The organism is Stappia sp. ABD4_338 (assembly GCF_056312175.1).
Genome location: NZ_CM149982.1, coordinates 3,604,288 through 3,630,278, shown reverse-complemented (window position 1 = coordinate 3,630,278; position 25,991 = coordinate 3,604,288). Strand labels below are relative to the sequence as shown.

General features: G+C 67.3%; 27 protein-coding genes and 1 other RNA gene. 19 read left to right on the top strand and 9 right to left on the bottom strand.

Annotated features, from left to right (window positions below):
• The first annotated feature begins 8 nt into the window (after positions 1-8).
• Both ACYX4S_RS16315 and ACYX4S_RS16310 read left to right on the top strand, forming a co-directional pair.
• A complete protein-coding gene (locus tag ACYX4S_RS16315) occupies positions 9-1,643 on the top strand; it encodes an ABC transporter ATP-binding protein (protein WP_476360963.1) in 1,635 nt (544 codons plus the stop codon).
• 152 nt (positions 1,644-1,795) lie between these two features.
• Positions 1,796-2,179 (top strand): hypothetical protein, encoded by a 384-nt coding sequence (locus ACYX4S_RS16310; RefSeq protein ID WP_476360962.1) that lies wholly within the window; start codon positions 1,796-1,798, stop codon positions 2,177-2,179.
• A 535-nt stretch (positions 2,180-2,714) separates the two neighbouring features.
• Here the strand turns inward: ACYX4S_RS16310 and ACYX4S_RS16305 are convergent.
• From ACYX4S_RS16305 to ACYX4S_RS16280, 6 genes are all read right to left on the bottom strand, one after another.
• Positions 2,715-3,929 (bottom strand): lytic murein transglycosylase, encoded by a 1,215-nt coding sequence (locus ACYX4S_RS16305; protein ID WP_476360961.1) that lies wholly within the window; start codon positions 3,927-3,929, stop codon positions 2,715-2,717.
• 88 nt (positions 3,930-4,017) lie between these two features.
• The gene (gene recR, locus ACYX4S_RS16300) at positions 4,018-4,626 is read right to left on the bottom strand and encodes a recombination mediator RecR (RefSeq protein WP_293719219.1); all 609 of its coding nucleotides are present in this window, start codon (positions 4,624-4,626) and stop codon (positions 4,018-4,020) included.
• A gap of 7 nt (positions 4,627-4,633) precedes the next feature.
• A complete protein-coding gene (locus tag ACYX4S_RS16295) occupies positions 4,634-4,954 on the bottom strand; it encodes a YbaB/EbfC family nucleoid-associated protein (protein ID WP_293719217.1) in 321 nt (106 codons plus the stop codon).
• A 78-nt stretch (positions 4,955-5,032) separates the two neighbouring features.
• Entirely contained in the window at positions 5,033-7,039 is a 2,007-nt protein-coding gene (locus ACYX4S_RS16290; RefSeq protein WP_476360960.1) for a DNA polymerase III subunit gamma/tau, read from the bottom strand.
• Between the two features lie 168 nt (positions 7,040-7,207).
• Positions 7,208-7,305: signal recognition particle sRNA small type (gene ffs / locus ACYX4S_RS16285), an RNA gene on the bottom strand.
• 76 nt (positions 7,306-7,381) lie between these two features.
• Positions 7,382-9,025 (bottom strand): acyl-CoA synthetase, encoded by a 1,644-nt coding sequence (locus ACYX4S_RS16280; protein ID WP_476360959.1) that lies wholly within the window; start codon positions 9,023-9,025, stop codon positions 7,382-7,384.
• Between the two features lie 184 nt (positions 9,026-9,209).
• Between ACYX4S_RS16280 and ACYX4S_RS16275 the strand changes: the two genes are divergently transcribed.
• The 8 genes from ACYX4S_RS16275 to ACYX4S_RS16240 all read left to right on the top strand — a co-directional run bounded on the left by ACYX4S_RS16275 (position 9,210) and on the right by ACYX4S_RS16240 (position 16,053).
• Positions 9,210-9,635 (top strand): HIT domain-containing protein, encoded by a 426-nt coding sequence (locus ACYX4S_RS16275; RefSeq protein ID WP_476360958.1) that lies wholly within the window; start codon positions 9,210-9,212, stop codon positions 9,633-9,635.
• Between the two features lie 83 nt (positions 9,636-9,718).
• Positions 9,719-10,714, top strand: coding sequence for an NAD(+) diphosphatase (nudC, locus tag ACYX4S_RS16270; RefSeq protein WP_476360957.1), 996 nt, complete (start codon positions 9,719-9,721; stop codon positions 10,712-10,714).
• Positions 10,715-10,823: 109 nt separating this feature from the next.
• Positions 10,824-11,504 (top strand): sulfate transporter family protein, encoded by a 681-nt coding sequence (locus ACYX4S_RS16265; RefSeq protein WP_476360956.1) that lies wholly within the window; start codon positions 10,824-10,826, stop codon positions 11,502-11,504.
• Between the two features lie 150 nt (positions 11,505-11,654).
• Positions 11,655-12,053 (top strand): succinate dehydrogenase, cytochrome b556 subunit, encoded by a 399-nt coding sequence (gene sdhC, locus ACYX4S_RS16260; RefSeq protein ID WP_293719206.1) that lies wholly within the window; start codon positions 11,655-11,657, stop codon positions 12,051-12,053.
• A gap of 11 nt (positions 12,054-12,064) precedes the next feature.
• The gene (gene sdhD, locus ACYX4S_RS16255; protein WP_293719204.1) at positions 12,065-12,448 is read left to right on the top strand and encodes a succinate dehydrogenase, hydrophobic membrane anchor protein; all 384 of its coding nucleotides are present in this window, start codon (positions 12,065-12,067) and stop codon (positions 12,446-12,448) included.
• A 4-nt stretch (positions 12,449-12,452) separates the two neighbouring features.
• Positions 12,453-14,282 carry a succinate dehydrogenase flavoprotein subunit gene (gene sdhA, locus ACYX4S_RS16250; protein WP_293719203.1) on the top strand — a complete coding sequence of 610 codons (1,830 nt, stop codon included), beginning with the start codon at positions 12,453-12,455 and terminating at the stop codon, positions 14,280-14,282.
• A gap of 88 nt (positions 14,283-14,370) precedes the next feature.
• Positions 14,371-15,237, top strand: a complete 867-nt coding sequence (locus ACYX4S_RS16245; RefSeq protein WP_476360955.1) for an FkbM family methyltransferase — start codon at positions 14,371-14,373, stop codon at positions 15,235-15,237.
• Between the two features lie 33 nt (positions 15,238-15,270).
• The gene (locus tag ACYX4S_RS16240; protein WP_293719200.1) at positions 15,271-16,053 is read left to right on the top strand and encodes a succinate dehydrogenase iron-sulfur subunit; all 783 of its coding nucleotides are present in this window, start codon (positions 15,271-15,273) and stop codon (positions 16,051-16,053) included.
• A gap of 145 nt (positions 16,054-16,198) precedes the next feature.
• Here ACYX4S_RS16240 and ACYX4S_RS16235 read toward each other — a convergent pair whose 3' ends face one another.
• Both ACYX4S_RS16235 and ACYX4S_RS16230 read right to left on the bottom strand, forming a co-directional pair.
• Positions 16,199-16,576: an MAPEG family protein gene (locus ACYX4S_RS16235; protein ID WP_293719198.1), complete on the bottom strand. Its 378-nt coding sequence runs from the start codon at positions 16,574-16,576 to the stop codon at positions 16,199-16,201.
• Between the two features lie 56 nt (positions 16,577-16,632).
• Positions 16,633-17,529 carry a LysR substrate-binding domain-containing protein gene (locus ACYX4S_RS16230; protein ID WP_476360954.1) on the bottom strand — a complete coding sequence of 299 codons (897 nt, stop codon included), beginning with the start codon at positions 17,527-17,529 and terminating at the stop codon, positions 16,633-16,635.
• 189 nt (positions 17,530-17,718) lie between these two features.
• Between ACYX4S_RS16230 and ACYX4S_RS16225 the strand changes: the two genes are divergently transcribed.
• From ACYX4S_RS16225 to ACYX4S_RS16215, 3 genes are all read left to right on the top strand, one after another.
• Positions 17,719-18,747 carry a YeiH family protein gene (locus ACYX4S_RS16225; RefSeq protein WP_476360953.1) on the top strand — a complete coding sequence of 343 codons (1,029 nt, stop codon included), beginning with the start codon at positions 17,719-17,721 and terminating at the stop codon, positions 18,745-18,747.
• Between the two features lie 134 nt (positions 18,748-18,881).
• Positions 18,882-19,229 carry a carboxymuconolactone decarboxylase family protein gene (locus tag ACYX4S_RS16220; protein ID WP_476360952.1) on the top strand — a complete coding sequence of 116 codons (348 nt, stop codon included), beginning with the start codon at positions 18,882-18,884 and terminating at the stop codon, positions 19,227-19,229.
• Between the two features lie 204 nt (positions 19,230-19,433).
• Complete coding sequence (locus ACYX4S_RS16215; RefSeq protein WP_476360951.1) at positions 19,434-19,904, top strand: arsenate-mycothiol transferase ArsC; 471 nt, start codon at positions 19,434-19,436, stop codon at positions 19,902-19,904.
• Positions 19,905-19,919: 15 nt separating this feature from the next.
• On the opposite strand, the gene ACYX4S_RS16210 is transcribed toward ACYX4S_RS16215, so the two are convergent.
• A complete protein-coding gene (locus ACYX4S_RS16210; RefSeq protein ID WP_476360950.1) occupies positions 19,920-20,507 on the bottom strand; it encodes an N-acetyltransferase family protein in 588 nt (195 codons plus the stop codon).
• 375 nt (positions 20,508-20,882) lie between these two features.
• Here ACYX4S_RS16210 and ACYX4S_RS16205 point away from each other — a divergent pair, with 375 nt between their 5' ends.
• The 6 genes from ACYX4S_RS16205 (at position 20,883) to ACYX4S_RS16180 (ending at position 25,972) form a co-directional block, all read left to right on the top strand.
• Entirely contained in the window at positions 20,883-21,482 is a 600-nt protein-coding gene (locus ACYX4S_RS16205; RefSeq protein WP_476360949.1) for an AprI/Inh family metalloprotease inhibitor, read from the top strand.
• A gap of 93 nt (positions 21,483-21,575) precedes the next feature.
• The gene (locus tag ACYX4S_RS16200) at positions 21,576-22,004 is read left to right on the top strand and encodes a carboxymuconolactone decarboxylase family protein (protein ID WP_476360948.1); all 429 of its coding nucleotides are present in this window, start codon (positions 21,576-21,578) and stop codon (positions 22,002-22,004) included.
• A 156-nt stretch (positions 22,005-22,160) separates the two neighbouring features.
• A complete protein-coding gene (gene zapE / locus ACYX4S_RS16195) occupies positions 22,161-23,318 on the top strand; it encodes a cell division protein ZapE (RefSeq protein ID WP_422067639.1) in 1,158 nt (385 codons plus the stop codon).
• A 122-nt stretch (positions 23,319-23,440) separates the two neighbouring features.
• The gene (mdh, locus tag ACYX4S_RS16190; protein ID WP_293719181.1) at positions 23,441-24,403 is read left to right on the top strand and encodes a malate dehydrogenase; all 963 of its coding nucleotides are present in this window, start codon (positions 23,441-23,443) and stop codon (positions 24,401-24,403) included.
• Between the two features lie 67 nt (positions 24,404-24,470).
• Entirely contained in the window at positions 24,471-25,664 is a 1,194-nt protein-coding gene (gene sucC / locus ACYX4S_RS16185) for an ADP-forming succinate--CoA ligase subunit beta (RefSeq protein WP_476360947.1), read from the top strand.
• A complete protein-coding gene (locus tag ACYX4S_RS16180; RefSeq protein WP_476360946.1) occupies positions 25,664-25,972 on the top strand; it encodes a hypothetical protein in 309 nt (102 codons plus the stop codon). Before sucC ends, ACYX4S_RS16180 begins: the two co-directional genes overlap by 1 nt.
• Positions 25,973-25,991 lie beyond the last annotated feature (19 nt).

Below are 25,991 nucleotides of genomic sequence, written 5' to 3'. Positions count from 1 at the left end.
GGCAGATCATGAGCGAGACCAGCCCCCTTCTGTCCGTGCGCGATCTCTCCGTCGCCTTCACCCAGAACGGCGCCACGACCACGGCCGTCGACCGCATCTCCTTCGACATCGCGCCCGGCGAGACGGTGGCGATCGTGGGCGAGAGCGGCTCGGGCAAGTCCGTGTCCGCGCTGTCGGCGGTGCGCCTGCTGCCCTATCCGGCGGCCTCCCATCCCTCCGGCGAGATCCTGTTCAAGGGTGTCGACGTGATGCGCATGGACGACGCGGCGCTTCGCAAGATCCGCGGCAACGAGATCTCGATGATCTTCCAGGAGCCGATGACCTCGCTCAATCCGCTGCACACGGTGGAAAAGCAGATCGCCGAGATCCTGAAGATCCATCGCGGCATGGGTGAGCAGGCCGCGCGCGCAAGGGTGCTCGACCTGCTTGGCAAGGTCGGCATCCGCGATCCCGAGACCCGGCTGCAGAGCTACCCGCACCAGCTTTCCGGCGGGCAGCGCCAGCGCGTGATGATCGCCATGGCGCTGGCCAACGAGCCGGACCTGCTGATCGCCGACGAGCCGACCACCGCGCTCGACGTGACCGTGCAGGCGCAGATCCTCAAGTTGCTGAAGGATCTCCAGCGCGACACGGGCATGGCGATGCTGTTCATCACCCATGACCTGGGCATCGTGCGCAAGATCGCCGACCGGGTCTGCGTGATGACGAAAGGCAGGATCGTCGAGGAAGGGCCGGTCGAGCGCATCTTCACCGCGCCGGAACATCCCTACACGCAGCATCTCCTCGCCGCCGAGCCCAAGGGCCGCCCGCCGGTGACCGACGAGGAGAGCCCCGTCGTCGTCGCGGCCGAGGACGTGAAGGTGTGGTTCCCGGTCAAGCGCGGCTTCCTGCGCCGTACGGTGGACCACATCAAGGCGGTGGACGGCATCGACGTCACGGTGCGCGAGGGCCAGACGCTCGGCATCGTCGGCGAGAGCGGATCCGGCAAGACGACCCTGGGCCTCGCCCTGCTGCGCATGATCCAGTCGACCGGACGCATCCGCTTCGGCACGCACGAGATCGACACGCTGTCCTGGAAGGACATGCGCGCGCTGAGGCGTGACATGCAGGTCGTTTTCCAGGATCCCTTCGGCTCGCTCAGTCCGCGCATGTCGGTCGCCGACATCGTCGGCGAGGGGCTTGAGGTGCACTACCGCGATCTCACCCCGTCACAGCGCGATGAGCGCGTCGCCGCCGCCCTGCAGGAGGTGGGACTCGATGCGGACACCCGCTTCCGCTATCCGCACGAGTTCTCCGGCGGGCAGCGCCAGCGCATTTCCATCGCGCGTGCCATGGTCCTGCAGCCGAAGTTCGTCATGCTGGACGAGCCGACCTCGGCGCTGGACATGAGCGTCCAGGCGCAGGTGGTCGATCTCCTGCGCGACCTGCAGAAGCGGCACGGGCTGGCGTATCTGTTCATCTCGCACGACCTCAAGGTGGTGCGTGCGCTGGCCAACGAGGTGGTGGTCATGCGTGCGGGCAAGGTGGTCGAGGCCGGCCCGGCGGCGGAAATCTTCGATGCGCCGAGGACCGACTACACAAGGGCACTCATGGCGGCGGCCTTCCGCCTCGAGACCGTCGGCGCGGGCATCGTCAGCGAGTAGGGGGGGCATTCCCTGCAGTCATTCCCTGGTGCGGGCTCAGTCTGTTCCACCGGCTGGCCGAATGGCGGCAATGCCTCGATTTGGTGTTGAAAGCTGGATATCCAGCGGCTTTAATCCCGCCGGTTGCAATTTGCATCTTTGGGGGGAATTCGATGCTTTTTCCGGGTCGTATGCTGGCCGCCGCCTTTCTGCTGGCGTCCGTGGTGTCGGGGTCGGCCTTGGCCGCCGATCAGATGCTCGACGGCAAACAGGCAAAAGCCTATCTCACAGGCAAGCGGTTTACCTCGGAGATCTGGCGCCGTTCCGGCGTCGTGTTTCTCAAGAACGGGAAATTCCGTTTCGGTACGCGCCCGGCTTGCGGCAAGAGCGATCCGCACAGCTACACGATCGATCGCCATGGCCTGGTGACGATCGAGTACCGGTCCTGTGAGGGCCGGAAGAAGCACACCGACTGGTTCTACGTCATCAAGAGCGGCCGTTCCTACATGTTGAGGGCGGCAAGTGCCGGTTTCACTCTTCACCTTCGTCAGCGCTGAGCAAAGCCGACGATTCCAGGGCGCTGATGGCGGCAGCCTGCATGACGGGCAAAAGAAAAGGTCCGCAGTGTGCTGCGGACCTTTGTGCGTTCCGGAAGGCTCCTGGAAGCGCTCAGCTCACTTGGTGTCGATCACCTTGCACTTGCCGCCGCCATGCTTCTTGACCTGCGCGGCACAGTAGCCAAGCGCCTGCTTGCGGGAAATGTCCTTCGACAGTTGACCCCAGGCGGCTCCGCAGCGCTGGCCGTCGGCGCTGACGGCGAAGGACTTGGGCGAGCGCTCGCGCGCATATCGGCCGTCGAAGAAATTGCGGCATTAGTCGCGCTTGACGCTTGCAGGGGCAGCCTCGGCCGGAGCGATTGCAAGCGGAGAGAGGGATGCGACGGCGAGCGCGCCGCAAAGCAGGAGATCAAAAGCTTTCACTGTGAACCTCTTCACGAATATGAAATTGCACGATCCAGCCTAGCGCGCCTGCGGCGGTGCGCAAGCTTGCCGTGCAAGGGCGGCGGCTTCCACCTCATGCCCCGCTATCCACCTACTCCAGCCAGCAGGTTGCTTTCCGGCCCGCCTTCTCCTGCTCGAGCCCGAGGGTGCGGCGGGTCTTGAAGCCGATGAGCCCGTCGGCGCCGCCGACGTCGTGCCCCTTCTTTTCCAGTTTCAGCTGAAGGTCGCGCACGGCCGCGCGCGTGCGCGTCGGGGCCTTCTTCCAGCCCTGGATGAAGCCGGTGTCCATGCCGTAGCGATCCGCCAGATGGCCGACGAACAGCGCGTAGGCGTCGGACTCATTGTAGGCCTTCAGCACGTAGAAATTGTCCGTGGCGATGAAGGCCGGGCCCAGCCGTCCGGCCGGCATCAGCAGGAAGCCCGGCTGAGGTAGTTCGTGTTTCGGGAAGGGGCGCGAGCGGGCGCGGCGGACACCTTCCGCGACCCAGGCCGACACCGGCTGTCCCTGGTCTGGCCCTTCACGGGTGCAGGAAACCGAGTCCGGGATCACGGCCTCATAGCCCCAGTCGCGTCCCTTCACCCAGCCATGCCATGCAAGGTAGTTGGCGATGGAGGCGAGTGTGTCGGGCACCGAACGCCATATGTCGCGTCTGCCGTCGCCGTCGAAGTCCACCGCCAGCCGGAGGTAGCTTGAGGGCATGAACTGCGGCTGGCCGAGCGCACCGCCCCAGGAGCTTCTCAGCCGCTGTCGCGAGATGTGGCCTTCCGCCAGGATCTGCAGCGCGGCGACTGTTTCGCCGGCAAAGTAGTCACGCTGGTCGCCCATGAAGGCCCGTGTAGCCAGGGTCCTCAGCGCGTCGTGCGGGATCCGTGCCGCGCCATATCCCGATTCCCTTGCCCAGATCGCAAGCACGATGCGGCCCGGCACGCCGTAGCGGCGCTCGATCCGCAACAGGAGCGAGGCGTGGGTCTTGGCGAGCTTGCGGCCGCGCGCCACATGGGCCTTGAACGCGCTTGCCTTGAAGTAGCCCGCGGGCGCGCGGAACTCCGCCTGGTAGTTCACGGCGGCGGGGCGCTCGGGGCCGTCCGGGTCGCCAAGGCCGGGCAGCCGGGTGTCCGGTGTCAGCCGGTGGAGTTCACGGGTGAGAACGGCCTCGGGCACGCCAGCCTTGCGTGCCGCCGGCTTGATGGTCGTTTCCAGAAACGCGCCGAACTTCGCATTGAGGTCCTGTTGCGCCGCGAGCGGAGCGGCACCTGCCGCGACAAGCAGCATTGCGAGAGCGAGACGGGTCAGGGCGCGGCGCATGGCATCTCCTGGCGGTTCGGCACCGGTGTGTCACACCCTAGCATCCCGGGAGGCCGCCGCATAAGGGCCGCAAGGGAGGGGCGGTGCCTCAGAAGGAGGTGCGGGCCTTGAGCGCCTGGGCGAGCGTGCCCTCGTCGAGATAGTCGAGCTCGCCGCCGACCGGCACGCCGTGGGCCAGCCGGGTCACCTTGACGTCCATCCCGCGCAGGCGGTCGGTGATGAAATGGGCGGTCGTCTGGCCTTCCACGGTGGCGTTGACCGCCAGAACCACTTCTGTCACGCCGCCCTGCGACACACGTTCCACGAGCTTGTCGATGGTGAGGTCGTCCGGCCCCACGCCATCGAGCGGCGACAGCGTTCCGCCAAGCACGTGATAGCGGCAGTTGAGGGCTCCGGCCCGCTCCAGCGCCCAGAGATCCGCCACGTCCTCCACCACGACCACGGTGTGGTCGTCACGGCGCGGGTCGGCGCAGATCGTGCAGGGATCGCAGGTGTCCACCGTGCCGCATGTCGAACAGACGGTCACGCGCTCCACCGCGACGCCCATGGCCTGGGCGAGCGGAATCAGGAGCTGGTCCTTCTTCTTGATGAGATGAAGGGCGGCCCTCCGCGCCGAGCGGGGGCCGAGCCCCGGCAGCCTGGCGAGAAGCTGGATCAGCTTCTCGACCTCGGCGCCGGCAACCGCGCGATTGGCCATGAAATCCTCAGAACGGCATCTTGAAGCCGGGGGGCAGGCCGAGGCCGCCCATCATCTCCTGCGTCTTTTCCTGCAGCAGCGCCTCGGCCTTGGTCTTGGCGTCCTGATGCGCCGCGAGGATCAGGTCCTCGAGGATCTCCACCTCGTCCGCCTTGGCGAGCGAGGGATCGATCCGCAGCCCCTTCATCTCGCCCTTGCCGGAGAGCGTGACGCTGACCATGCCGCCGCCGGCGCTGCCTTCCACTGTGAGGTCGGCGATCTCTTCCTGCAGCGAGCCCATGCGCTCCTGCATCTGCTTCGCCTGCTTCATCATCTTCATGATGTCCATCGGACGTCTCCATGCTGGCCGTCTGGCCGTGTCGGACCGTTAGGCGCGCCGTCGGCGAACCATGCGGCGCGGCCGTTTTCAGAAATCGGGGTCGATGTCGTCCTCGCCGGGGTCCGTGTCAAGACCGGGAGCGTCCAGACCGGCGGCCTCGTCCTCAAGGGCGGCAACGCGCACGTCGACCACCTTGGCACCGGGAAAGGCCGACAGAAGCGCGGCGACGGCAGGCTCGGCCTTGGCATCGGACACCATCTGGTGGCGGTTCGCCTCGCGCTCCTCGTGAAGCGTCGGGCGTCCCTGCGTGCGCGATACGCTGACGATCCAGCGCATTCCCGTCCACTCGCCGAGCTTGCGTCCCAGCCGTCCGGCGAGATCCTGATCCGCGCCGTTGGCGGGCTGGAACTCGATGCGCCCCGGCTCGAAGTTAACGAGACGCATGTGCCGCTCGATATCGACCTTGAGGCGGATATCGCGCTTTTCCGCAGCCAGGGCCGCGCAGTCGGCAAGGGATGCGAGGCGCACCGCCGGCTCGGGCACATTGTCCGCCACCTGCGGCCGTTCTTCCTCATCGGGCCGTGCGGCGCGCGCAACGGCGGCGTCGCGTCCGCCCACGACCTGCAGGCGCGCGCCGGACCCCGGCTGCTCCTGGTAGGAGACCGGCGATGCCGACGAGACGGAAGACGGAGGGGAGGCGGCATTGCCGATGCGCGACGCACCGGCCTGCATGGTCTCGCCGCCGCCGGGATGGGAGGTGTGGGAAACGCCCGTGTCCCTTTGCGGCGCGTGGCCCTGAGCTTGCGCCCCGGCGGGTGCGGTGCTCCCGGCGGGAGCGGGGCTGCCTGCGGGCAGTTGTGCGGCAAGCGTGGAGGCTCCGCCGCCCCGCAGGAGCTTCAGCGCTTCCTCCGGGTCCGGCAGGTCGGCGGCATAGGCGATGCGCACCAGAACCATGTCGGCCGCAAGCTGTGGCTTGGGGGCGGCCTGCACCTCGGCAATGCCCTTCAGCAGCATCTGCCAGGTGCGTGACAGCAGCCGCATGGAAAGCCTGTCGGCCAGCTCCCGCCCGCGCCGACGCTCGCTCTCGCTCACCGAGGCTTCGTCGCCGGCTGCCGGCAGGATCTTGAGCCGGGTTACCAGATGGGTGAATTCGGCAAGGTCCGAGAGCACCACGACGGGATCCGCGCCCACGTCATACTGGTCGCGGAACTCGGACATGGCTCCGGCGGCGTCGCCCGCCATGAGCTTCTCGAACAGGTCGATGATCCGTGCCCGGTCGGCGAGACCGAGCATGTTGCGCACGGTGTCCGCGTCGATCCGGGTGTGGCCGGCACCGGTGCCATGGGCAATCGCCTGATCGAGCAGCGACAGGGAATCGCGCGCCGAGCCGTCGCCCGCGCGGGCGACCAGTGCCAGGGCCTCGTCGGAGATGTCGATCCCTTCCGCCTCCGAGATGCGGCGCAGCAACCCGACCAGCTTTTCCGCGTCGATGCGGCGCAGGTCGAAGCGTTGGCAGCGCGACAGCACCGTTACCGGCACCTTGCGGATCTCGGTGGTGGCGAAGATGAACTTCACATGCTCCGGCGGCTCCTCGAGCGTCTTCAGAAGTCCGTTGAAGGCGGACTTCGAGAGCATGTGCACCTCGTCGATGATGTAGACCTTGTAGCGCGCGGAAGCCGGCCGGTAGCGCGCCGCGTCGGTGATCTCGCGAATGTCGTCGATGCCGGTGTGGGAGGCGGCATCCATCTCGATCACGTCGACGTGGCGTCCGTCCATGATCGCGGAACAATGCACGCCGAGCCTGTCGAGATTGACCGTCGGACGGTCGATCTCGCCGGGGATCTCGTAGTTGAGCCCGCGCGCCAGGATACGCGCCGTCGTGGTCTTGCCCACGCCCCGCACGCCGGTCAGCATCCACGCCTGCGCGATGCGTCCGGTCTCGAAGGCGTTGCGCAGCGTCTGGACCATCGGTTCCTGACCGACGAGGTCCTCGAAGCTGCTCGGCCGGTACTTGCGCGCAAGCACCCGGTAGCCGGCGTCGCGCGTCGCGTCGGGTTCCGTGGCGGGCGTGTCGGATGTGGTGAGGCCGTCCATGACGCGACATTACCCGCCCGCGCGGCCGATGTAGAGGGGGCATTTCCCGGGTCGCGGAGATTTCCCCGCGCGCCTGTGCATGGCCGCGCAAGGGAACGCCCCGGTGCGTGGAGCACCGGCGATCCCTGTTGTGAAGGCAGGGAGAAGACGTGAAACGGAGATATGAGGGTGGGAGGCTGGCACGGTGACCCGTGCCGCGACTCGTTGGGGCTGCTTCCTTCCGGACCTGACCCGGTTGGCGAGTGGCTCGTCCACCACCAACCTCCCGACGCCCTATATCGGGATTCGGACGGCCCGATGCAAGGAAAAACTTGGGGGCGGCATCCGCCGCCCCGTCGGTTTTCAGCCCGCGTCCGTCTCCCCGGCCGCCCTTGCGCGCAGGTCGCGGCGGATGATCTTGCCGGTCGTCGTCATCGGCAGGGCGTCCACGAAGGCGATCTCGCGCGGGTATTCGTGGGCGGCGAGTCGCGTCTTCACATGCTCCTGCAGCGCGCGGGCAAGGTCGTCCGAGGGCTCGTGGCCCGCGGCGAGCACGACATAGGCCTTCACGATCTCGGTTCGCACCGGGTCGGGCTTGCCCACGACGCCGGCCATCGCGACTGCGCTGTGACCGATCAGGCAGTCCTCGATTTCGCCCGGTCCGATGCGATAGCCGGCGGAGGTGATGATGTCGTCGTCACGTCCGACGAACCGCAGGAAGCCGTCGGGCTCGCGCACGCCCATGTCGCCGGTAAGCAGGAAGTCGCCCGCGAATTTCGCTTCCGTCGCCGCCGGGTTGTTCCAGTAGCGCAGGAACATGACCGGATCGCCCCGGCGCACGCCGACAAGGCCGGGCGTTCCGTCGGGCAGGGGTTGGCCGGCGGTATCTACGATCCGCACGTCGTGGCCTGGCACGGCGCGACCCATCAGCCCCGGCCTCGGCTCCATGATCGCCGCGCAGGAGGAGACGATCATGTTGCACTCGGTCTGGCCGTAGAACTCGTTGATGGTGACGCCGAGCACCTCCCGACCCCAGTCCAGCAGTTCCGCGCCGAGTGTCTCGCCGCCGCTGGCGACCGTGCGCAGGCAGAGGCGTGCATCCTCCGGCGGGCACCCGGAGGCGCGAAGCAGTTTCAGCGCGGTGGGGGGCAGGAAGGCGTTGCGGATCTTCTCCCGCGCCATCAGGCGAAAGGCCTCTTCGGCCGTGAACTTGGAAAAGCGGCGCGCGACGACGGTGATCCCGTGATGAAGCGCCGGTAGAAGAACGTCGATCAGTCCGCCGATCCAGGCCCAGTCCGCCGGCGTCCAGATCCGGTCGCCTGGCTGCGGGAACAGGTCGTGGCTCATCTCCACGCCCGGCAGGTGACCGGGAAGCACCCTGTGGGCGTGCAGGGCGCCCTTGGGCTGGCCGGTGGTGCCGGAGGTGTAGATCAGGATGGCCGGATCGTCGCGCGAGGTGTCCGCGACGGTGAAGTCCTCGCTTTCCCCGGCAATCGCCGCGTGCAGGTCCGATGCGCCTGAGCCCGAATGCGGACCCTCGATCGAGTACAGCACGGAAAGATCCGGCAGGTCGGCTCGGATCCGCGCGATCTTTTCCGCGCCCTGCGTGTTGGTGACGACGGCCCTCGCGCCGCTGTCGCCGAGCCGGAAGGACAGGGCCTCGTCGCCGAAGAGCGTGAAGAGCGGAATTGTGATCGCGCCAAGCTTCAGGGCGGCGATATGGGTGGCGGCCGTTTCCACCGCCTGCGGCAGCAGAACGCCGACCCTGTCGCCGGGACGCACGCCGTCGCGCGCCAGCCGGTTGGCGATGCGGTTGGACAGGGCGCGCAGGGCGGCGAAGCTGATCTCCTCGCGCACGCCGTCCTCGGAGATGGAAACGATGGCGACACGATCGGGATCGATCCCGGCCCACTTGTCGCAGACGTCGTGACCGATGTTGTAGCGCTCCGGCACGTGCCAGGAAAACGCGGCGCTGAGCGCCTCGTAGCTGTCTGCCTCTGGCAGCATTCGTCAGGCTCCTCCCGTGAAGTCGCGCGTGTGAACCGCCCCCCTGCGGCGCGCGCAGCGCACTTTGGCCGTCCCTTGAAGGCTTTGCAATCGCATCGTCGCGCGGGGCTGGCGTCGGCAGACCTGAGGGCTATAGTGCCGGCGCGGTTCGGCGGATGCCGGCCGGCCAGTCAGGGAGGATCGCATGGCCACATCCGTGTTCAAGCTCGACGAGCGCCTCGAAGGCGACAGTCTTCCGGTCTGCGAGTTGCCTCTCTGCACCGTGCGCCTGATGCGCGACGCACGGTTTCCCTGGCTGCTTCTGGTGCCCCGGTGCGCCGACGCCTCCGAGATCATCGACCTCGAGGAGGCGGACCGGGAGACGCTGATGCGCGAGATCGCGCTCGCCAGCCATGCGTTGCGCGACAGCCTCGAGGTCTGCGACAAGATCAATGTCGGCAGCCTTGGAAACATGGTGCCCCAGCTTCATGTGCATGTGATCGCCCGTGTCGTCGGTGATGCCGCCTGGCCGGGCCCCGTGTGGGGCTCGGGTGTTGCCGAGCCCTGGGCGCGCGGCAAGGGAGAGGCCCTTGCTCGCACGCTCGCCGCCCGCCTGAAATCGCCCGCCTGAAATCGCCCCTCCGGGACGCCCTTCCTGATCCGCCCTCCATTGCCCGCCTCCAGCCTTCGCCAGACCATTCCGGGACCTTCCGCATGACCTCCTCCGCCAGCCTCCACCACGGTTTCTCCTATTGCGGCAATCCGCTCGAGCGTCGCTCGGAACATCGCGGCGATGCGGAGTGGGTGCGTTTGCGGCGCGAGGCGGCGTCGGCCCGTTTCGTCCTGTTCTGTGCCGGGCGGGTGGTCGTGCGCGCCGGGGGAACGCCGCCGGAGATTCTCAATCCGCGCGCGGTTGCCGATGCCTTCGGCGCCGATCCCGAGGACATGGTGCTGCTGGGCTTCGGCGATGCGTCGAGCGTCGGCATGGCCGGGGCAGATGTGCCGGAGGAAGGCGTGCCGGTCTTCGCCGCGCGGGTCGGCCTTGCCGGCGATCCCGTCGAAACGGAGGCGTTCGAGGTCGCGCATCCCGGGTTCACGCTCGTCGAGATGCGTGCGCTCGCGCTTGGCGGCGAGATCCCGACCGGCCATCTGGGGCTTCTCGCGCAGGCGAGCAGCCTTTTGCACTGGCACGCCACCCATCGTTTCTGTTCGCGCTGCGGCGAAAAGTCGGAAATGACCCAGGGCGGCTATCGCCGCGATTGTCCTTCCTGCGGCGGGCTGCATTTCCCGCGCACGGATCCGGTCGCGATCATGCTCGTCACCCATGGCGAGGATTGCCTCATGGGCCGGCCACCGCGCCTGCCGGAGGGCGTCTTCTCCACGCTTGCCGGCTTCATCGAGCCGGGCGAGACGGTGGAGGAGGCGGTGCGCCGCGAGGTGCACGAGGAAGCCGGCGTGGTCGTCGGCGCCGTGACCTACCGTTACAGCCAGCCCTGGCCCTTTCCCGCCTCTCTGATGATGGGGTGCCACGGCATTGCCGAAACGCGCGAGATCGTCATGGACGCGACCGAACTCGACGCCTGCCGCTGGTTCTCCCGGGACGAGGTGCTGAGCATGATCGCGGGCACCCATCCCGACGGGCTCAAGGTGCCGCCCGAACTTTCGATCGCCCACTGGCTGATCCGCGACTGGGCGGAAGGGCGGAGCTGACGCCTCCCGCTCGCGGGCGGGCGCTTGCGTTTGCCGCGCGGCGGTCCTACGTGAGGCCGGCGGGCCGAGGCCCGTGAAGGACCCGACCCGAAACCGGAACCCGCCCGCCATGCTGTCTTCCGCGCTGCGCGCGCTTTCCCAGATCTTCGAGCCGCCCCTGCGGGCCATCTTCTGGAAAACGCTCGGCTACACGCTGCTGCTGCTCTTCGTCGTGTGGCTCGGCCTCAACGGCGCGGTCTCGACGCTGGTGCAGCTTCCCTATCCCTGGCTGGAAACGGCGTTGAGCCTGCTCACGGGCATCGGCGCGATCTTCCTGCTCGGATTCCTCGTCGCCCCCGTTACCGCGATCATCGCCGGCCTGCTGCAGGACGATATCGCCGAGGTGGTGGAACGCGACGACTATCCCGCCGATCCGCCCGGTCGCGCCCTGCCGCTTGCCCAGGCCGTGCCGCAGGCGATCAAGTTCACCGGCATCGTCATCCTCGGCAATATCCTGGCGCTGCTGCTGCTTCTGGTTCCCGGCATCAATCTCGTCGCCTTCTTTCTGGTGAACGGCTACCTGCTCGGGCGCGAGTTCTTCGAGTTCACGGCCATGCGGTTCCGCACGCCGGACGAGGCGCGCGCCATGCGCAAGGCCCATGGAACGACCGTGTTTCTGGGCGGCCTGGCGATCGCCGGCTTTCTCGCCGTGCCGATCCTGAACCTGCTCACGCCCATCTTCGCGACGGTGATGATGGTGCACCTTCACAAGCGGTTAACCTATACGTCAGCACGACGCGTGGAACCTTGACCTCGTCTTCCTTTCTTCCATCCTTCAGGCATGTCAGCCGATAGGATGCTTTGACGAGCCGCCGCGATGGCGCTAGAAGGCATCCAGACAAGGTCCTGATGTGCCTAACGTTTACGTAAACGTTATGGCGAGGGAGACAGGAGACACGCCATGTCGGATGTCGGTATCAAGAACAACCGGCCGCTTTCGCCGCACCTGCAGATCTACAAGCCTATCATGACCATGGTCATGTCGATCGTGCACCGCATCACCGGCGGCGCGCTTTACTTCGGCACGATTCTGGTCGCCTGGTGGCTGGTGGCCGCCGCAGCAGGGCCGGATTATTTCGCCCTGGTCAACGACATCTACGGCTCGATCCTCGGCCGGCTCGTCCTGTTCGGATTCACCTGGGCACTGGTGCATCACATGCTGGGCGGCCTGCGCCATTTCGTCTGGGACATGGGCTACGGTTTCGGGCGCGAGGCGCGCGAGTGGATGGCCAAGGCGACGATCGTCGCTTCCGTGGTCGTGACGGTCCTTCTGTGGGTCGTCGGCTACGCCGTTCGTTGAGGGAGAAGACAATGACCGACATGCGCACGCCGCTCGGCAAGGTTCGCGGTCTGGGCTCGGCCCGGGACGGCACCACCCACTTCTGGCGCCAGCGGGTTACCGCGGTGGCCAACGTCTTCCTGATGAGCTTCTTCATCGTTCTCGTGATCGCGCTTCAGGGCGGCGACCACGCCACCGTGGTATCGGCGCTGTCGAACCCGCTCGTGGCGATCGTCATGCTGCTCGTGGTGACCAGCGCCATCTATCACATGAAGCTCGGCATGCAGGTCATCATCGAGGACTATGTCCACGGCGAGGGCGCGAAGTTCCTGGCGCTGATGGCCAACACCTTCTTCTCGGCTTTCATCGGCCTCGCGTCGGTCTTCGCCGTTCTCAAGATCAGCTTCGGAGGCTGAACACATGGCTGAACGAGCCTATTCCTTTGTCGACCACCACTACGACGTGGTCGTGGTCGGTGCCGGTGGCGCCGGACTTCGCGCGACGCTGGGCATGGCCGAGCAGGGCCTGAGGACAGCCTGCGTCACCAAGGTCTTCCCGACCCGCTCGCACACGGTCGCCGCTCAGGGCGGCATTGCCGCCAGCCTCCAGAACATGACGCCCGATAGCTGGCAGTGGCACATGTACGACACGGTGAAGGGCTCCGACTGGCTCGGAGACACCGACGCCATGGAGTACCTTGCCCGCGAGGCGCCCAAGGCCGTCTACGAGCTGGAGCACTACGGCGTGCCCTTCTCGCGCACCGAGGACGGCCGCATCTACCAGCGGCCCTTCGGCGGCCACATGCAGAATTTCGGCGACGGCCCTCCCGTGCAGCGCACCTGTGCGGCGGCCGACCGGACCGGTCACGCCATCCTGCACACGCTCTATGGCCAGTCGCTGCGCCACAACGCCGAGTTCTACATCGAGTATTTCGCCCTCGACCTGATCATGTCCGAGGACGGTGTCTGCCAGGGCGTGATCGCCTGGAACCTCGATGACGGCACGATCCACCGCTTCCTGGCGAAGATGGTCGTTCTGGCGACCGGCGGCTACGGCCGCGCCTATTTCTCCGCCACCTCGGCCCACACCTGCACCGGCGACGGCGGCGGAATGGTGGCGCGTGCGGGCCTGCCGCTCCAGGACATGGAGTTCGTCCAGTTCCATCCGACCGGCATTTACGGCGCGGGCTGCCTCATCACCGAGGGCGCGCGCGGCGAGGGCGGCTATCTGGTCAACTCCGAGGGCGAACGCTTCATGGAGCGCTACGCCCCCTCGGCCAAGGATCTCGCCTCGCGCGACGTGGTCTCGCGTTGCATGACCATGGAGATCCGTGAAGGCCGCGGCGTCGGCAAGAACAAGGATCACATCTTCCTGCACCTCGACCACCTGGATCCCGACATCCTGGGCGAGCGCCTGCCGGGCATCTCGGAATCGGCGCGCATCTTCGCCGGTGTCGACGTGACCAAGGAGCCGATCCCGGTGCTGCCGACGGTGCACTACAACATGGGCGGCATCCCGACCAACTACTGGGGCGAGGTGCTGAACCCGACCAAGGACGATCCCAACGCGATCCAGCCGGGCCTGATGGCCGTCGGCGAGGCGGGCTGCGCCTCGGTCCACGGCGCCAACCGCCTGGGCTCCAACTCGCTGATCGACCTTGTGGTGTTCGGTCGTGCCGCCGCGATCCGCGCCGGCGAGACCATCGACCGGAAGGCCCCCGTGCCGACCCCGAACGAGGCGTCCTGCGACAAGATCATGGCCCGCTTCGACAAGCTGCGTCATGCCGACGGGAAGATCCCCACGGCGGACCTGCGCGAGAAGATGCAGCGTGCCATGCAGGAGGACGCCGCCGTCTTCCGCACCCAGGAGAGCCTGGAGCAGGGGTGCCAGCGCATCTCGGCGATCTGGTCGGAACTGCCGGATCTCAAGGTGACTGACCGCTCGATGATCTGGAATTCGGATCTGGTCGAGACGCTCGAGCTGGAAAACCTCATGGCGAATGCCATCACCACGGTCTACGGCGCCGAGGCGCGCAAGGAGAGCCGCGGGGCGCATGCGCGAGAGGACTACAAGGACGGTCCGCTGGGCGGACGCGACGACGAGAACTGGCGCAAGCACACGCTTGCCTGGGTCGACGAGGCCGGCAAGGTCAGGCTCGACTACCGCGCCGTCGTCACCGAGCCGCTGACGACCATCGACGAAGGCGGCATCGACCCGAAGAAGATCGCGCCCAAGGCGCGCGTCTACTGAGGATCGTGGCGGGAAGGGCGATGCGGGTCAGGTCGGCCTGCCCCGGAATTTCCCTCCCGCCCCGGCCCTTGCGACAGGAGCCCCGGTCATGACGGCCACGCTCGTTCCGGACCTGACGTCCCCCTTCGGCACCTATCGTGCCGGCGGGTGGGAACGTTTCGTCTGGAAGCTCGCCGACCGTCACGACCTTGCCGCGAGCCTTCGCAAGAGGGTGCGCGCGCTGGTCTCCCGCCTGTGGGCGGGACCTTTCGATGCCGAGGCCGACGGCCTGCGGTTCAGGCTCTATCCGGGCTCGAACTACGACGACCGGAAGATCCTGGCGAAGGGGCGGCTGCCGGAGCGCGGCGAACACGCGCTTCTGGCCCGGCATCTGCGCGAGGGCTGTGTCTTCGTGGATGTCGGCGCCAACGTCGGCAGTCACACGCTGGCCGCGGCGCGCGCGGGGGCAAGGGTTCTCGCTGTCGAGGCGAACCCGGCGACCGCCGACAGGCTGGCCTTCAACGTGGCGGCCAACGGTTTTGCCGGCGTCGAGATCGTGCGCAAGGCGGTGGGCGAACGGCATGGCGAGATGGCATTGTGGTCGGAGCCGTCGAATTGCGGCTTCGCCACGCTCGTGCCGGAGCTGACCACCGGCGAATGGGCCGGCGACTGGCGGGCGAGGCCCGTGACGACCGTGCCGCTCGCCGACATCCTCGCCGAGGCGGGGATCGCGAGGGTCGACGTCCTGAAGATCGACGTCGAGGGCTTCGAGGACAGGGTGCTGGCGCCCTATCTCGCCGGGCTGGAGGCCACGCGCCTGCCGCGCGTGGTGATGATCGAGACGAATTGCCGGGCGCATTGGGAGCACGACTGCCTCGCGCTCCTTGCCCGGCTTGGCTATCGCGCCACGGGCGCGACCGATGACAACACGGTCCTGGAGCTTGAGGCTTCACGACCCGAGGGAGGGCGGGCCTGAGGGCCGGACCCGGAACACGCGGAGCGACGAGATATGGTGCAGTTGACGCTTCCCAAGAATTCGCAGGTTGCCAAGGGCAAGGTCTGGGACAAGCCGGCGGGCGCGACGAACCTTCGCGAATACAGGATCTACCGCTGGAACCCGGATGACGGGCGCAACCCGCGCATCGATACCTATTTCGTCGATGCCGACGACTGCGGCCCGATGGTTCTGGACGGTCTCATCTACATCAAGAACAAGATCGACCCGACGCTGACGTTCCGCCGCTCCTGCCGCGAGGGCATTTGCGGTTCCTGCGCCATGAACATCGACGGCACCAACACGCTGGCCTGTACCAAGGGCACGGACGAGGTTGCCGGCGACGTGGTCAAGATCTACCCGCTGCCGCACATGCCGGTGGTCAAGGATCTGGTGCCCGACCTGACGCGCTTCTACGCCCAGCACCGGTCGATCGAGCCCTGGCTGCAGACGACGACGCCGGCCCCGGAGAAGGAGTGGCGCCAGTCGCATGAGGATCGCGTCAAGCTGGACGGGCTCTACGAGTGCATCCTGTGTGCCTGCTGTTCCACCTCCTGCCCGAGCTACTGGTGGAACGGCGACCGTTATCTCGGCCCGGCCGTGCTGCTGCAGGCCTACCGCTGGCTGATCGACTCGCGCGACGAGGCCACCGGCGAGCGTCTCGACAACCTCGAGGATCCGTTCCGCCTCTATCGCTGCCATACGATCATGAACTGCTCGCAGGCCTGTCCGAAGGGCCTGAACCCGGCCAAGGCGATCGCCGAGATCAAGAAGATGATGGTCGAACGCCGCGTCTGATCACGCGATCCGTTGTTTGTACCAGCAGACGAAAGAGGCCGCCCCGAAGGGCGGCCTCTTTGCGTTGGAAGGCTGAGTCGTCAGGGCATGTGCTTCCGGTGGCCGGAACTCCACTCAGAAATGGGCGGAAACGCCGACCGCCTCCTCAGCTCCACACGGGACTTGTGAAGATCGCGATGGTCGAGAAGAGGCCGACGGCCCAGGCCAGGGAACGCGGCGTCGCCCGGTCGCTCCAGTAGCAGAAGACATAGATCACGCGCGCGCCGATGAAGAGCCCGGCGAGGCTGTCGATCCACTGCGCGTTTCCGCCCTGCCACAGGCCGGTGATGACCGCCACGGCGAAGAACGGGAAGGCCTCGAAGCCGTTCTGGTGTGCGCCGTTGGCCCGTGCCCTGAAGCCGTCCTTCCAGAACTCGGGATCGCGCGGACGGGCATTGTCGAACTCGCGGGTGAACTTGGCCGGCAGCAGCGAGAGGAATGGCAGAAGGGCGGCAATCAGAACGCACCAGAGGGCAAGAGGCATCGTGTCGGCTCCGTGTGGGCAGGTGTGCTGACGTTGTCGCGCCTTGTCGGCACGGGTCAAGGGGTGGACGTCGCCGTCTCGCGCATGAGGGCGAGGAGTGCGTCGGCGGCGGGTGTGGGGTGGCGCTGACGGTGGGATAGGGCGGTGAAGCGCCTGTCCCCGTCGTGCAAGGCGACGAGCGCGATGCGCCCGGCGGCATGGGCGGGCTCGGCGGCGAGCCGCGAGACCACGCAGGCGGCCTCGCCGGTCGCCACGGCGGCGATCATCGCCTCGTTCGAGGGCAGCTCCAGCAGGACGTCGAGACGGTTGGCCGACAGGTCGAAACGCGTCAGGATCCGCTCGAAGGCGGCGCGGGTGCCGGAGCCTTCCTCGCGCATGACCCATGACGTGGAGGCAAGGTCGCCAGCGCTCACCGACGTGGCGGACGCCAGCGGATGGCCGGGCGCGAGCGCCAGCACCAGCGCGTCCTCGCCGACCTGCGTGGCGGTGAGGTCCTCGTCTTCCGTCTCACCCTCGACGATGCCGATGTCCGCCTGCCCCCGTCGCACGGCCTCGGCGACGTCGGACGTGTTGCCGGCCCGCAGCACGATGGCGAGTCGCGGATGCGCGGCCCGCAGGCGGGCGAGGAACGGCGGCAGCCAGTAGCTGGCAACCGTCTGGCTCGCGTGAACGTGGAGCGTCCCGGACACGTCGCCGCCGAGACCGTCGAGCAGCCGTTCGGCCTGGGCCGCGCGGGCGAGCAGGCCGCGCGCCTCGCCGAGAAAGCGCCGCCCGGTTTCGGTCAGTTCGATGCGCCGCCCGACGCGGTCGAAGAGGATCACGCCGTGACGGGATTCGAGCGCCGCGATGGAGGCGCTGACCGCCGACTGGGTGCGCCCGAGCGCTTCCGCCGCGCGCGTCATGTGCTGCACCTCCGCCACGGCGATGAAGATGCGCAATTGTTCAAGGGTCATGATGCTGGCCGGATCCGCCCGCGCGATGCGTCAAGCAAAGGCATTCTGATATCAATCGATATGTTGGATGATTATGACAAGAATAACGCGTTTTGTCGATTGAAGATGTCGTCCTAGGGTGAGGTGCCCGGCCGACATCCCACGGCCGCTTCAATGCCCCGGACCGCTTCAACGACGATGAGTTCCCGCATGACCGCGCTTGCCCGTTTCCCTCTCTCTTCCCGCCACCTGCGACAGGTCGGGGCGGTTCTTCCCGGGCTGGCCCTGACGCTGGCGATTGCGCTCGGCGCGCTTTTCCTGCACGAGCGGCTTGGCGTCGGCGCGCTCAGTCCGCTGCTGTTGTCCATCGTCACCGGCATCGTCATCGGCAACCTTGTTCCGCTCCCCGGGATCCTGCTGCCGGGCATCGCCTTTTCCATGAAGCGGCTGTTGCGGCTCGGGGTCATTCTGCTCGGCCTGCAGCTCACGCTCGCTCAGGTCGCGGAGCTGGGTGTTGGTGGCATCGCCATCGTGGTGGTGACCCTCGTCGCGACCTTTGTCGTCACCCGGCGTGTCGGCGCCTGGCTGGGGGTGTCGCGGCCGCTTTCCGAACTGATCGCCGCCGGAACCGCCGTTTGCGGCGCATCCGCCGTTCTCGCGACCGATCTCGTCTCCCGCGCCCGTGACGAGGAAGTCGCCTATGCGATTGCCTGCGTGACCATTTTCGGCACCCTGTCGATGTTGCTCTATCCGCTGCTGGCGGTGCCCCTGGACCTTGGTCAGGTCGCCTACGGGCTCTGGAGCGGCGCGACGATCCACGAGGTGGCCCAGGTGGTGGCGGCGGCCTTCCAGGTTGGCGACGAGGCGGGTCACACGGGGACCATCGCCAAGCTGGCGCGCGTGGTGCTGCTGGCCCCGCTCGTGTTCTCCCTCGCCTTCATGCGCAGGGGCGATGGCGCAGGCGCGTCGGCGGGGCGACCGCCGCTGCCCTGGTTCGTGCTCGGGTTTCTCGCCATGGTTGGGCTGAACAGCGCCGTGGCGCTCCCGCAGGGGCTTCTCGAGGATGTCCGCCTTGCCACGACCCTCCTGCTGTCGCTGGCGCTCGCCGCCATGGGGCTGGAGACCCGGCTCGCACGGCTGCGGGCGGAAGGCCTGCGGCCTCTGGCGCTCGGCGGCTTCGCGTGGCTTTTCGTCTCCGGCCTCGGGCTGGCGCTGGTTCTGGCCCTGACCACACCCTAGGCGGAAGCCCGGCGGCATTCCGCTGCGTTTTCCCGAGAAACCTTGATCCATCGCAAGGCGCGCGGACAGCGCGAAGCGATAGAGGTGCGGCACACAGGTCGTGCCGCGCATGCGGCGACAAGGGGAGAGGTCACATGGCTGTCAGCGACTGGCAATCCTTCATCACCCAGACGGACGCGCGCATGGGCGAGGTGCGTGCCGGCATTCCGGGCGTCGCCAAGGGGTTTCACGAGATCGCCCGCGCGGCGATCGGCGAGGGCGCGCTCGACAGCAAGACCAAGGAACTCATCGCGCTTGCCATCGGCATCACCGCACGCTGTGACGGCTGCCTTGCCTATCATGCCAAGGCGGCGGCGAAATACGGCGCCACCCGTCAGGAGGTGATGGAGACCATCGGCGTCGCCGTCTACATGGGCGGCGGCCCGTCGATGATCTATGGCGCGGAAGCGCTGGCCGCCTACGACGCCTTTTCGTCCGACTGAATTCCGGGACATCTCGTAAATCGCGGATTTGCGGGAACTTTTCCAGGTGTCGCGCATTTTCTGGCGCGCGGTGCCGGACCGTCGGGGGCGACACCGTCTGCCACAAGACTGTCCGGTTGCCGTCACAGTGCCGTCTCCGAGCGCCCCTAGAACCGGTGGCGCTGGGCGGGGGCGATTCGGCGTGAGATGCGGCGAGGAGTGAAAATGCCGACGACGGTTCTGTTCCTGTGCGATGACAATGCCCGCCTTGGCCCCATGGCGGAGGCCTATCTGAACCGGACCGGGCAGGGCCGCGTGCGCGCCTTTTCCGCCGGTCTCGCACCTGCTCCCGCGCTTGCGGAGGGTGTGTCGCGCGTTCTTGGCGAGGCTGGTGTCGACGATGCGGCGCTGGAGCCCAAGAGCTTCGAGTTGTTCTCGCTGCCCGCGGCTCCGGTGCCCGATGTGGTGGTGGGCCTCACGCCCGCCGCCCTCGATGCGACCCGCCCGATCTGGCCCGAAGACGCGCGCCTTCTCGACTGGCGCATGGAAAAGCTCGCCACCGGCAGTCTCGTCGGGCGCGAGGCCCTGCGCCTGGCCTTCCGCCGCCTGAGCGCGGCCATCGACGAGGCCATGGCGACGGGGCAGTTTCTGCCCCGTGTCCTGCCGCTCCTCAAGGTGTCCCCCTCGGCTGCCTGAGCCGGGGGGAGGGGCTCAGGCGCGGCCCGTGGGCTTCAGTCCTTCCGTAAGCGACACCATGAAACCGTAGAGGTCGGAGATCTGCTCGCGGATCTGGCTGAAGGCGGAGGGCCGGCTCGAGGAAATCTGGCACACGACGTCGCCCATCTCGAAGGTGAGATCGTCGGTGAAGCGGCGGGCCAGCTTCTGCATGGCGCGATTGGTGGCCAGACAGTTCATGAGGATGTGGTGGCAGCCGCGATTGCGCGCCGCCATCAGGGTCAGCTCCATGAGCCGGGTTCCGATGCCGGTCTGTTGCAGCTCCGGTTCGACCGAAAAGGCGGCCTCCGCGCTCATGCCGTCCCCCAGCGGTCGCAGTTCCGCCACGGCCCTGAGGATCCCGCCGGCGAAATAGCCGTGGATCACCGTGCCCAGCGAGAAACTGGTCTCGGCGTAGCAACGCAGGAACGCATCGCTTGCCAGCATGGCGAAGCGGGCGCGGCGGGCGTCCTGGTCGAGGCGCAGAAGGTGATCGCGGAACAGATGCTGGTCGGCGGAGGAGAGTTTTCTGTAGTACCCGGTTTCTGCCGGACGCTCCGGCGTGATGGCGATGGTGTCGGACATGCGGCGCTCCTGGCGTTGAAGGCACCGCTCCTCGGGTCTCCCCAGACCTGATTGGTTACATGCACAGTGTCGCCCGCCGCTGTGGCGGAACCGTGGCGATGAACGTGTGCGCGCCAATGCCCCGAAGGGTATGCGCGCGGGCCGCTCGTGGCAGGTTCCGTTTGCGTCAGGTCATGATTTGGTCCCAATCTGCTGAACCTCATGCGCCTCGTCAACGTTTTGGTCACCAAGACGGTTAACACTTGTGGGCAGATCGCCCGGCGGACGCGACGCCCGGGCGAAACCGCAAGGGGTGGAGCCGCGAGGGCCGATGCGCCCGGCGCCACGACCGAGACACGACACGACCGAGACACGACAGACCGACAAGGGTATCCGATGATGATCCGATCCGTTCGCGCCACCGCCCCCCTGGCGACCGCGCTGTGCCTGACCGTCGCCCTGGCCGGTTGCCAGCGCCTCGGCTATGGCGACCGGCCGGCGCCGCTGCCGGCCACGCCGACGGCGCCGGTGTCGAGCCAGTCGCTGGAGCCTCTCGGCCCCGACTACAACACGCCGGGCGGTGCCCAGCAGTACGACCAGTACGGCCAGCCGATCGCGCCCGGCGCGCAAGGCGCCCCGATCGACGGTGCGGGAACCGGCACCGATGTCGCCTCCGCGAACCCGCAGTCGAGCGCGCCTCCGGCCTCGGCCCGCGAAATCGGCCGCTCGGACATGCTCGGCGGCTGGTCCGTCACCTCCGGTTCGGACAACTGCAAGCTCTTCATGACGCTGACCAAGTGGAGCGGCGGTTACCGCGCGAATTCGCGCGGCTGCGCGACGCCGCAGATGCAGACGGTTTCGGCCTGGGACTTGCAGGGCAAGCAGGTGATCCTGAAGGATGCGAGCGGCGCCAATGTCGCCGAGCTCTATTCGACCGGAGCGGAGACCTTCTCCGGACGCACCGTCACCGGCGCGCCGATCCAGGTCTATCGCTGACCAAATGCCCGGTCCTCCGGGGCCGGGCATGAGGGGCCGGACATGACATGGGGCCGGGAAGGGGCCGGCCACCCGAAAAAGGGGAGGGAGGCCATGTCCATCTGGCCAGTGCTCGCGGACGAGGAGATGGCGCCATCGGCGCAGGCCGTCCTTGATGACATCCGCGCCGCGCGCAAGACCGATTTCATCAACAATTTCTGGCGGGTGCTCGCCAATGATCCCGCACTTCTCAAGCGGACCTGGGAGAGCCTCGGCGAGGTGATGGGACCGGGCGCCCTGGATCCCAAAGTGAAGGAGATGCTCTATGTGGCGGTCTCCATCGCCAATTCCTGCGAGTACTGCATTCGCTCCCACACCGCCGCCGCCCGCGCCAGGGGCATGAGCGAGGCGGAGCTCGGCGAGCTCCTGGCCATCGTCGGCATGGCCTCGCAGACCAACCGACTGGCGACCGCGCTTCAGGTTCCGGTGGACGAGGTCTTCGCCGCACCGCTTGCCGGCCGCCCGGAGCCCGCGGACGACTGAGGCCGTGCCGGTCGGGCACCGGCCTTGCCGGTCGCGCGGATGCGCGCTATCCAGCGGCAGGATCAAGCCAAATCGCGAGGGGGTTCCCTTGACCGTCCCGAACGTCGACATGAGCCGGCGGGCTTTCGCCCCGGCGCCGGGTGCGAGTGCGCGCCCGTGAGTACCTCCACCAACAGGACACCGCCGCTGGCGCATACGGTTGCCGGCCGCTACGAGGCGCTGGTTGCCGAGGGCGAGATCGAGCGCGACGCCGCGCAGACCGAGGTCGTCGCCGCTCTCGACCGGCTGAACGAGCGTCTCGCCGAGACCGGTCCCGCCTCGAAGAAGAGCGCGCTGGGCTGGCTGTTCGGCAAGCGCAAGGGCGCGGGTGAGCCCCTGCGCGGACTTTACGTTTGGGGAAAGGTTGGGCGTGGCAAGACCATGCTGATGGACCTGTTCTTCGACATCGCGGTGACGAGGAAGAAGCGCCGCGTGCACTTCCACGAGTTCATGGCCGACGTGCACGAGCGGGTTCACGCGGCGCGCGCCGCGATCCGCGACGGCAAGATCGCCGGCGACGACCCGATTCCTCCCGTCGCCGCCGACCTCGCCGAGGCGACGCGGCTTCTGTGCTTCGACGAGTTCGCCGTCACCGACATTGCCGATGCGATGATTCTCGGGCGGCTCTTCACGCGCTTGTTCGAGCTTGGCGTCGTCGTCGTGGCGACTTCCAACGTCGATCCGGACGATCTCTACAAGGATGGGTTGAACCGGGGGCATTTCCTCGGCTTCGTGGAGCTTTTGAAGACCCGTGTCGACGTGATTTGCCTCGACGCGCGCACCGACTACCGCATGGAGAAACTGGCCGGCGCGCCGCTCTACCTCACCCCGCTGGGCGAGGAGGCCGACAAGGCGGTGGACGCGCTGTGGCGCAAGCTGACCCACGGGCTTCCCGCCCACCGGGAGGAGCTGGAAGCCAAGGGGCGCGTGATCCCGGTGGAACGCACGGCCGCCGGCGTCGCGCGGTTTTCCTTCAAGGAACTGTGCGAGCAGCCCCTGGGCGCGGCCGACTACCAGCGGCTCGCCCATTCCTACCATACGTTCGTGATCGAGAACGTGCCGGTCATGGACCTGCCGCAGCGCAACGCCGCCAAGCGGTTCATCAACCTGATCGACACGCTCTACAACACGCGAAACAAGCTCGTGATTTCGGCGGAAACCGAGCCGGACGGCCTCTATGTGGCGACGACCGGCACCGAGTCCTTCGAATTCGCGCGCACGGTCTCGCGGCTGACCGAGATGCGCTCCGAGGCGTGGCTGGGCGACGCCGAGTAAGCCCGCGCCGGGCCGGTTGCGCCCTTCGATTAGCTTGCACCGGGGGCGCAAAGGGTTTAGTGCCATGCGCGACCGTTCAGAACGGTCGATGCTCCATTTTACGTAAAGGGAAGCAATAGGATATGGCTCGGAACAAGATCGCTTTGATCGGCGCGGGACAGATCGGCGGCACGCTCGCCCACCTCGCCGGCCTGAAGGAACTCGGCGACATCGTCCTCTTCGACATTGCCGAAGGCACGCCCCAGGGCAAGGCGCTCGACCTTGCCGAATCCTCTCCTGTCGACGGCTTCGACGCCAAGCTCTCCGGCGCCAACTCCTATGAGGCGATCGCGGGCTCGGACGTGGTGATCGTCACCGCCGGCGTGCCGCGCAAGCCCGGCATGAGCCGCGACGACCTGCTCGAGATCAACCTCAAGGTGATGGAGCAGGTGGGCGCGGGCATCAAGGAGCACGCTCCTGACGCATTCGTCATCTGCATCACCAACCCGCTCGACGCGATGGTCTGGGCGCTGCAGAAGTTCTCCGGCCTTCCGGCCAACAAGGTCGTCGGCATGGCCGGCGTTCTCGACTCCTCGCGCTTCCGCTACTTCCTCGCCGAGGAGTTCGGCGTGTCGGTGGAAGACGTCACGGCCTTCGTGCTCGGCGGTCACGGCGACACCATGGTGCCGCTGACCCGCTATTCGACGGTTGCCGGCATCCCGCTGACCGATCTGGTCAAGATGGGCTGGTGCACGGCCGAGCGCCTGGAAGAGATCGTCCAGCGCACCCGCGACGGCGGCGCCGAGATCGTCGGCCTGCTCAAGACCGGCTCGGCCTTCTACGCCCCGGCCGCCTCGGCGATCGCCATGGCCGAGAGCTACCTGAAGGACAAGAAGCGCGTGGTGCCCTGCGCCGCGCATCTGGATGGCCAGTACGGCCTCAAGGACACCTACGTCGGCGTGCCGGTCGTGATCGGCTCGAACGGCGTCGAGCGCGTCATCGAGATTTCGCTCGAGGGCGAGGAAAAGGCCAACTTCGACAAGTCGGTCAGCTCCGTGGACGGCCTGATCGAGGCCTGCAAGAAGATCCAGCCGGCGCTGGCGTGATGATTGAGCGGGAGGCCTCGGGCCTCCCGCTTTGCATGACGCGCCGTCCAAACGGGAGATCACACCCATGAACATCCACGAATACCAGGCCAAGCAGGTCCTCAAGGGCTATGGCGCCCCGGTGGCCGAGGGCGTTGCCATCTTCTCCGCCGACGAGGCCGAGGCTGCCGCGAAGCAGCTCCCCGGTCCGCTCTGGGTGGTGAAGTCGCAGATCCACGCCGGCGGTCGCGGCAAGGGCAAGTTCAAGGAACTCGGCCCCGACGCGAAGGGCGGCGTTCGCCTCGCCTTCTCGCTCGACGAGGTGAAGTCGCACGCCGCCGAGATGATCGGCAACACGCTGGTGACCAAGCAGACCGGCGACGCCGGCAAGCAGGTCAACCGTCTCTACATCGAGGACGGCGCCGACATCGAGCGCGAGCTGTACCTCTCCATCCTCGTCGACCGCACGGTCGGCCGTCCGGCCTTCGTCGTCTCGACCGAGGGCGGCATGGACATCGAGGCGGTCGCCGAGGAGACGCCGGAGAAGATCGTCACCGTGGCCATCGACCCGGACACGGGCGTGACCGAGGCCGACGCCGGCAAGCTGTGCGACGCTCTCGAGCTCTCCGGCGAGGCGCGGGCCGACGGCATGAAGCTGTTCCCGATCCTCTACACGGCCTTCATCGAGAAGGACATGAGCCTTCTCGAGGTCAACCCGCTGATCGTCATGAAGAACGGCCGCCTGCGCGTCCTCGACGCCAAGGTGTCCTTCGACGGCAACGCGCTGTTCCGTCACCCGGACATCGTCGAGCTGCGTGACATCACCGAGGAGGACGCCAAGGAGATCGAGGCGTCCAAGTATGATCTCGCCTATGTGGCGCTCGACGGCGACATCGGCTGCATGGTGAACGGCGCCGGCCTTGCCATGGCGACCATGGACATCATCAAGCTCTACGGCGCGGAGCCGGCGAACTTCCTCGACGTGGGCGGTGGCGCCTCCAAGGAGAAGGTCACGGCGGCGTTCAAGATCATCACGTCCGATCCGAACGTGAAGGGCATCCTGGTCAACATCTTCGGCGGCATCATGCGCTGCGACGTGATCGCGGAAGGCGTGATCGCGGCCGTGCAGGAAGTCGGCCTGAAGGTGCCGCTGGTCGTGCGCCTCGAGGGCACGAACGTCGAGCTCGGCAAGAAGATCATCAACGAGAGCGGCCTGAACGTCATCGCCGCCGATGATCTCGACGATGCCGCCCAGAAGATCGTCAAGGCCGTGAAGGGCTGATGCTTCGCCCGGCCCCCCTCGGAACCGTGGTTCTGGGCTGCGTGCTCGTCTCGGGGTGCGGCGATTTCAAGCCGACCCCGGAGGAACTCTCCGCTTGCGAGCGGATGATCCTCAAGTACGGGCAGGTCGAGGTGTCGGGCGACCATCATGGCTACAACCTGCGGACGACCAACTGGATCCGTACGTTGGAGGTGATCTACCCGGAGACAGCGAAGAGGCCAGGCTTTGCCTGCACCGTCGTCGACGGGACTGTGGTTGCGGTGGTGAGGAACGAGCAGATCTTTCCGTCAGGGGACAAGGCGCTCTAGGGCGGCCCCGGGGTGGATA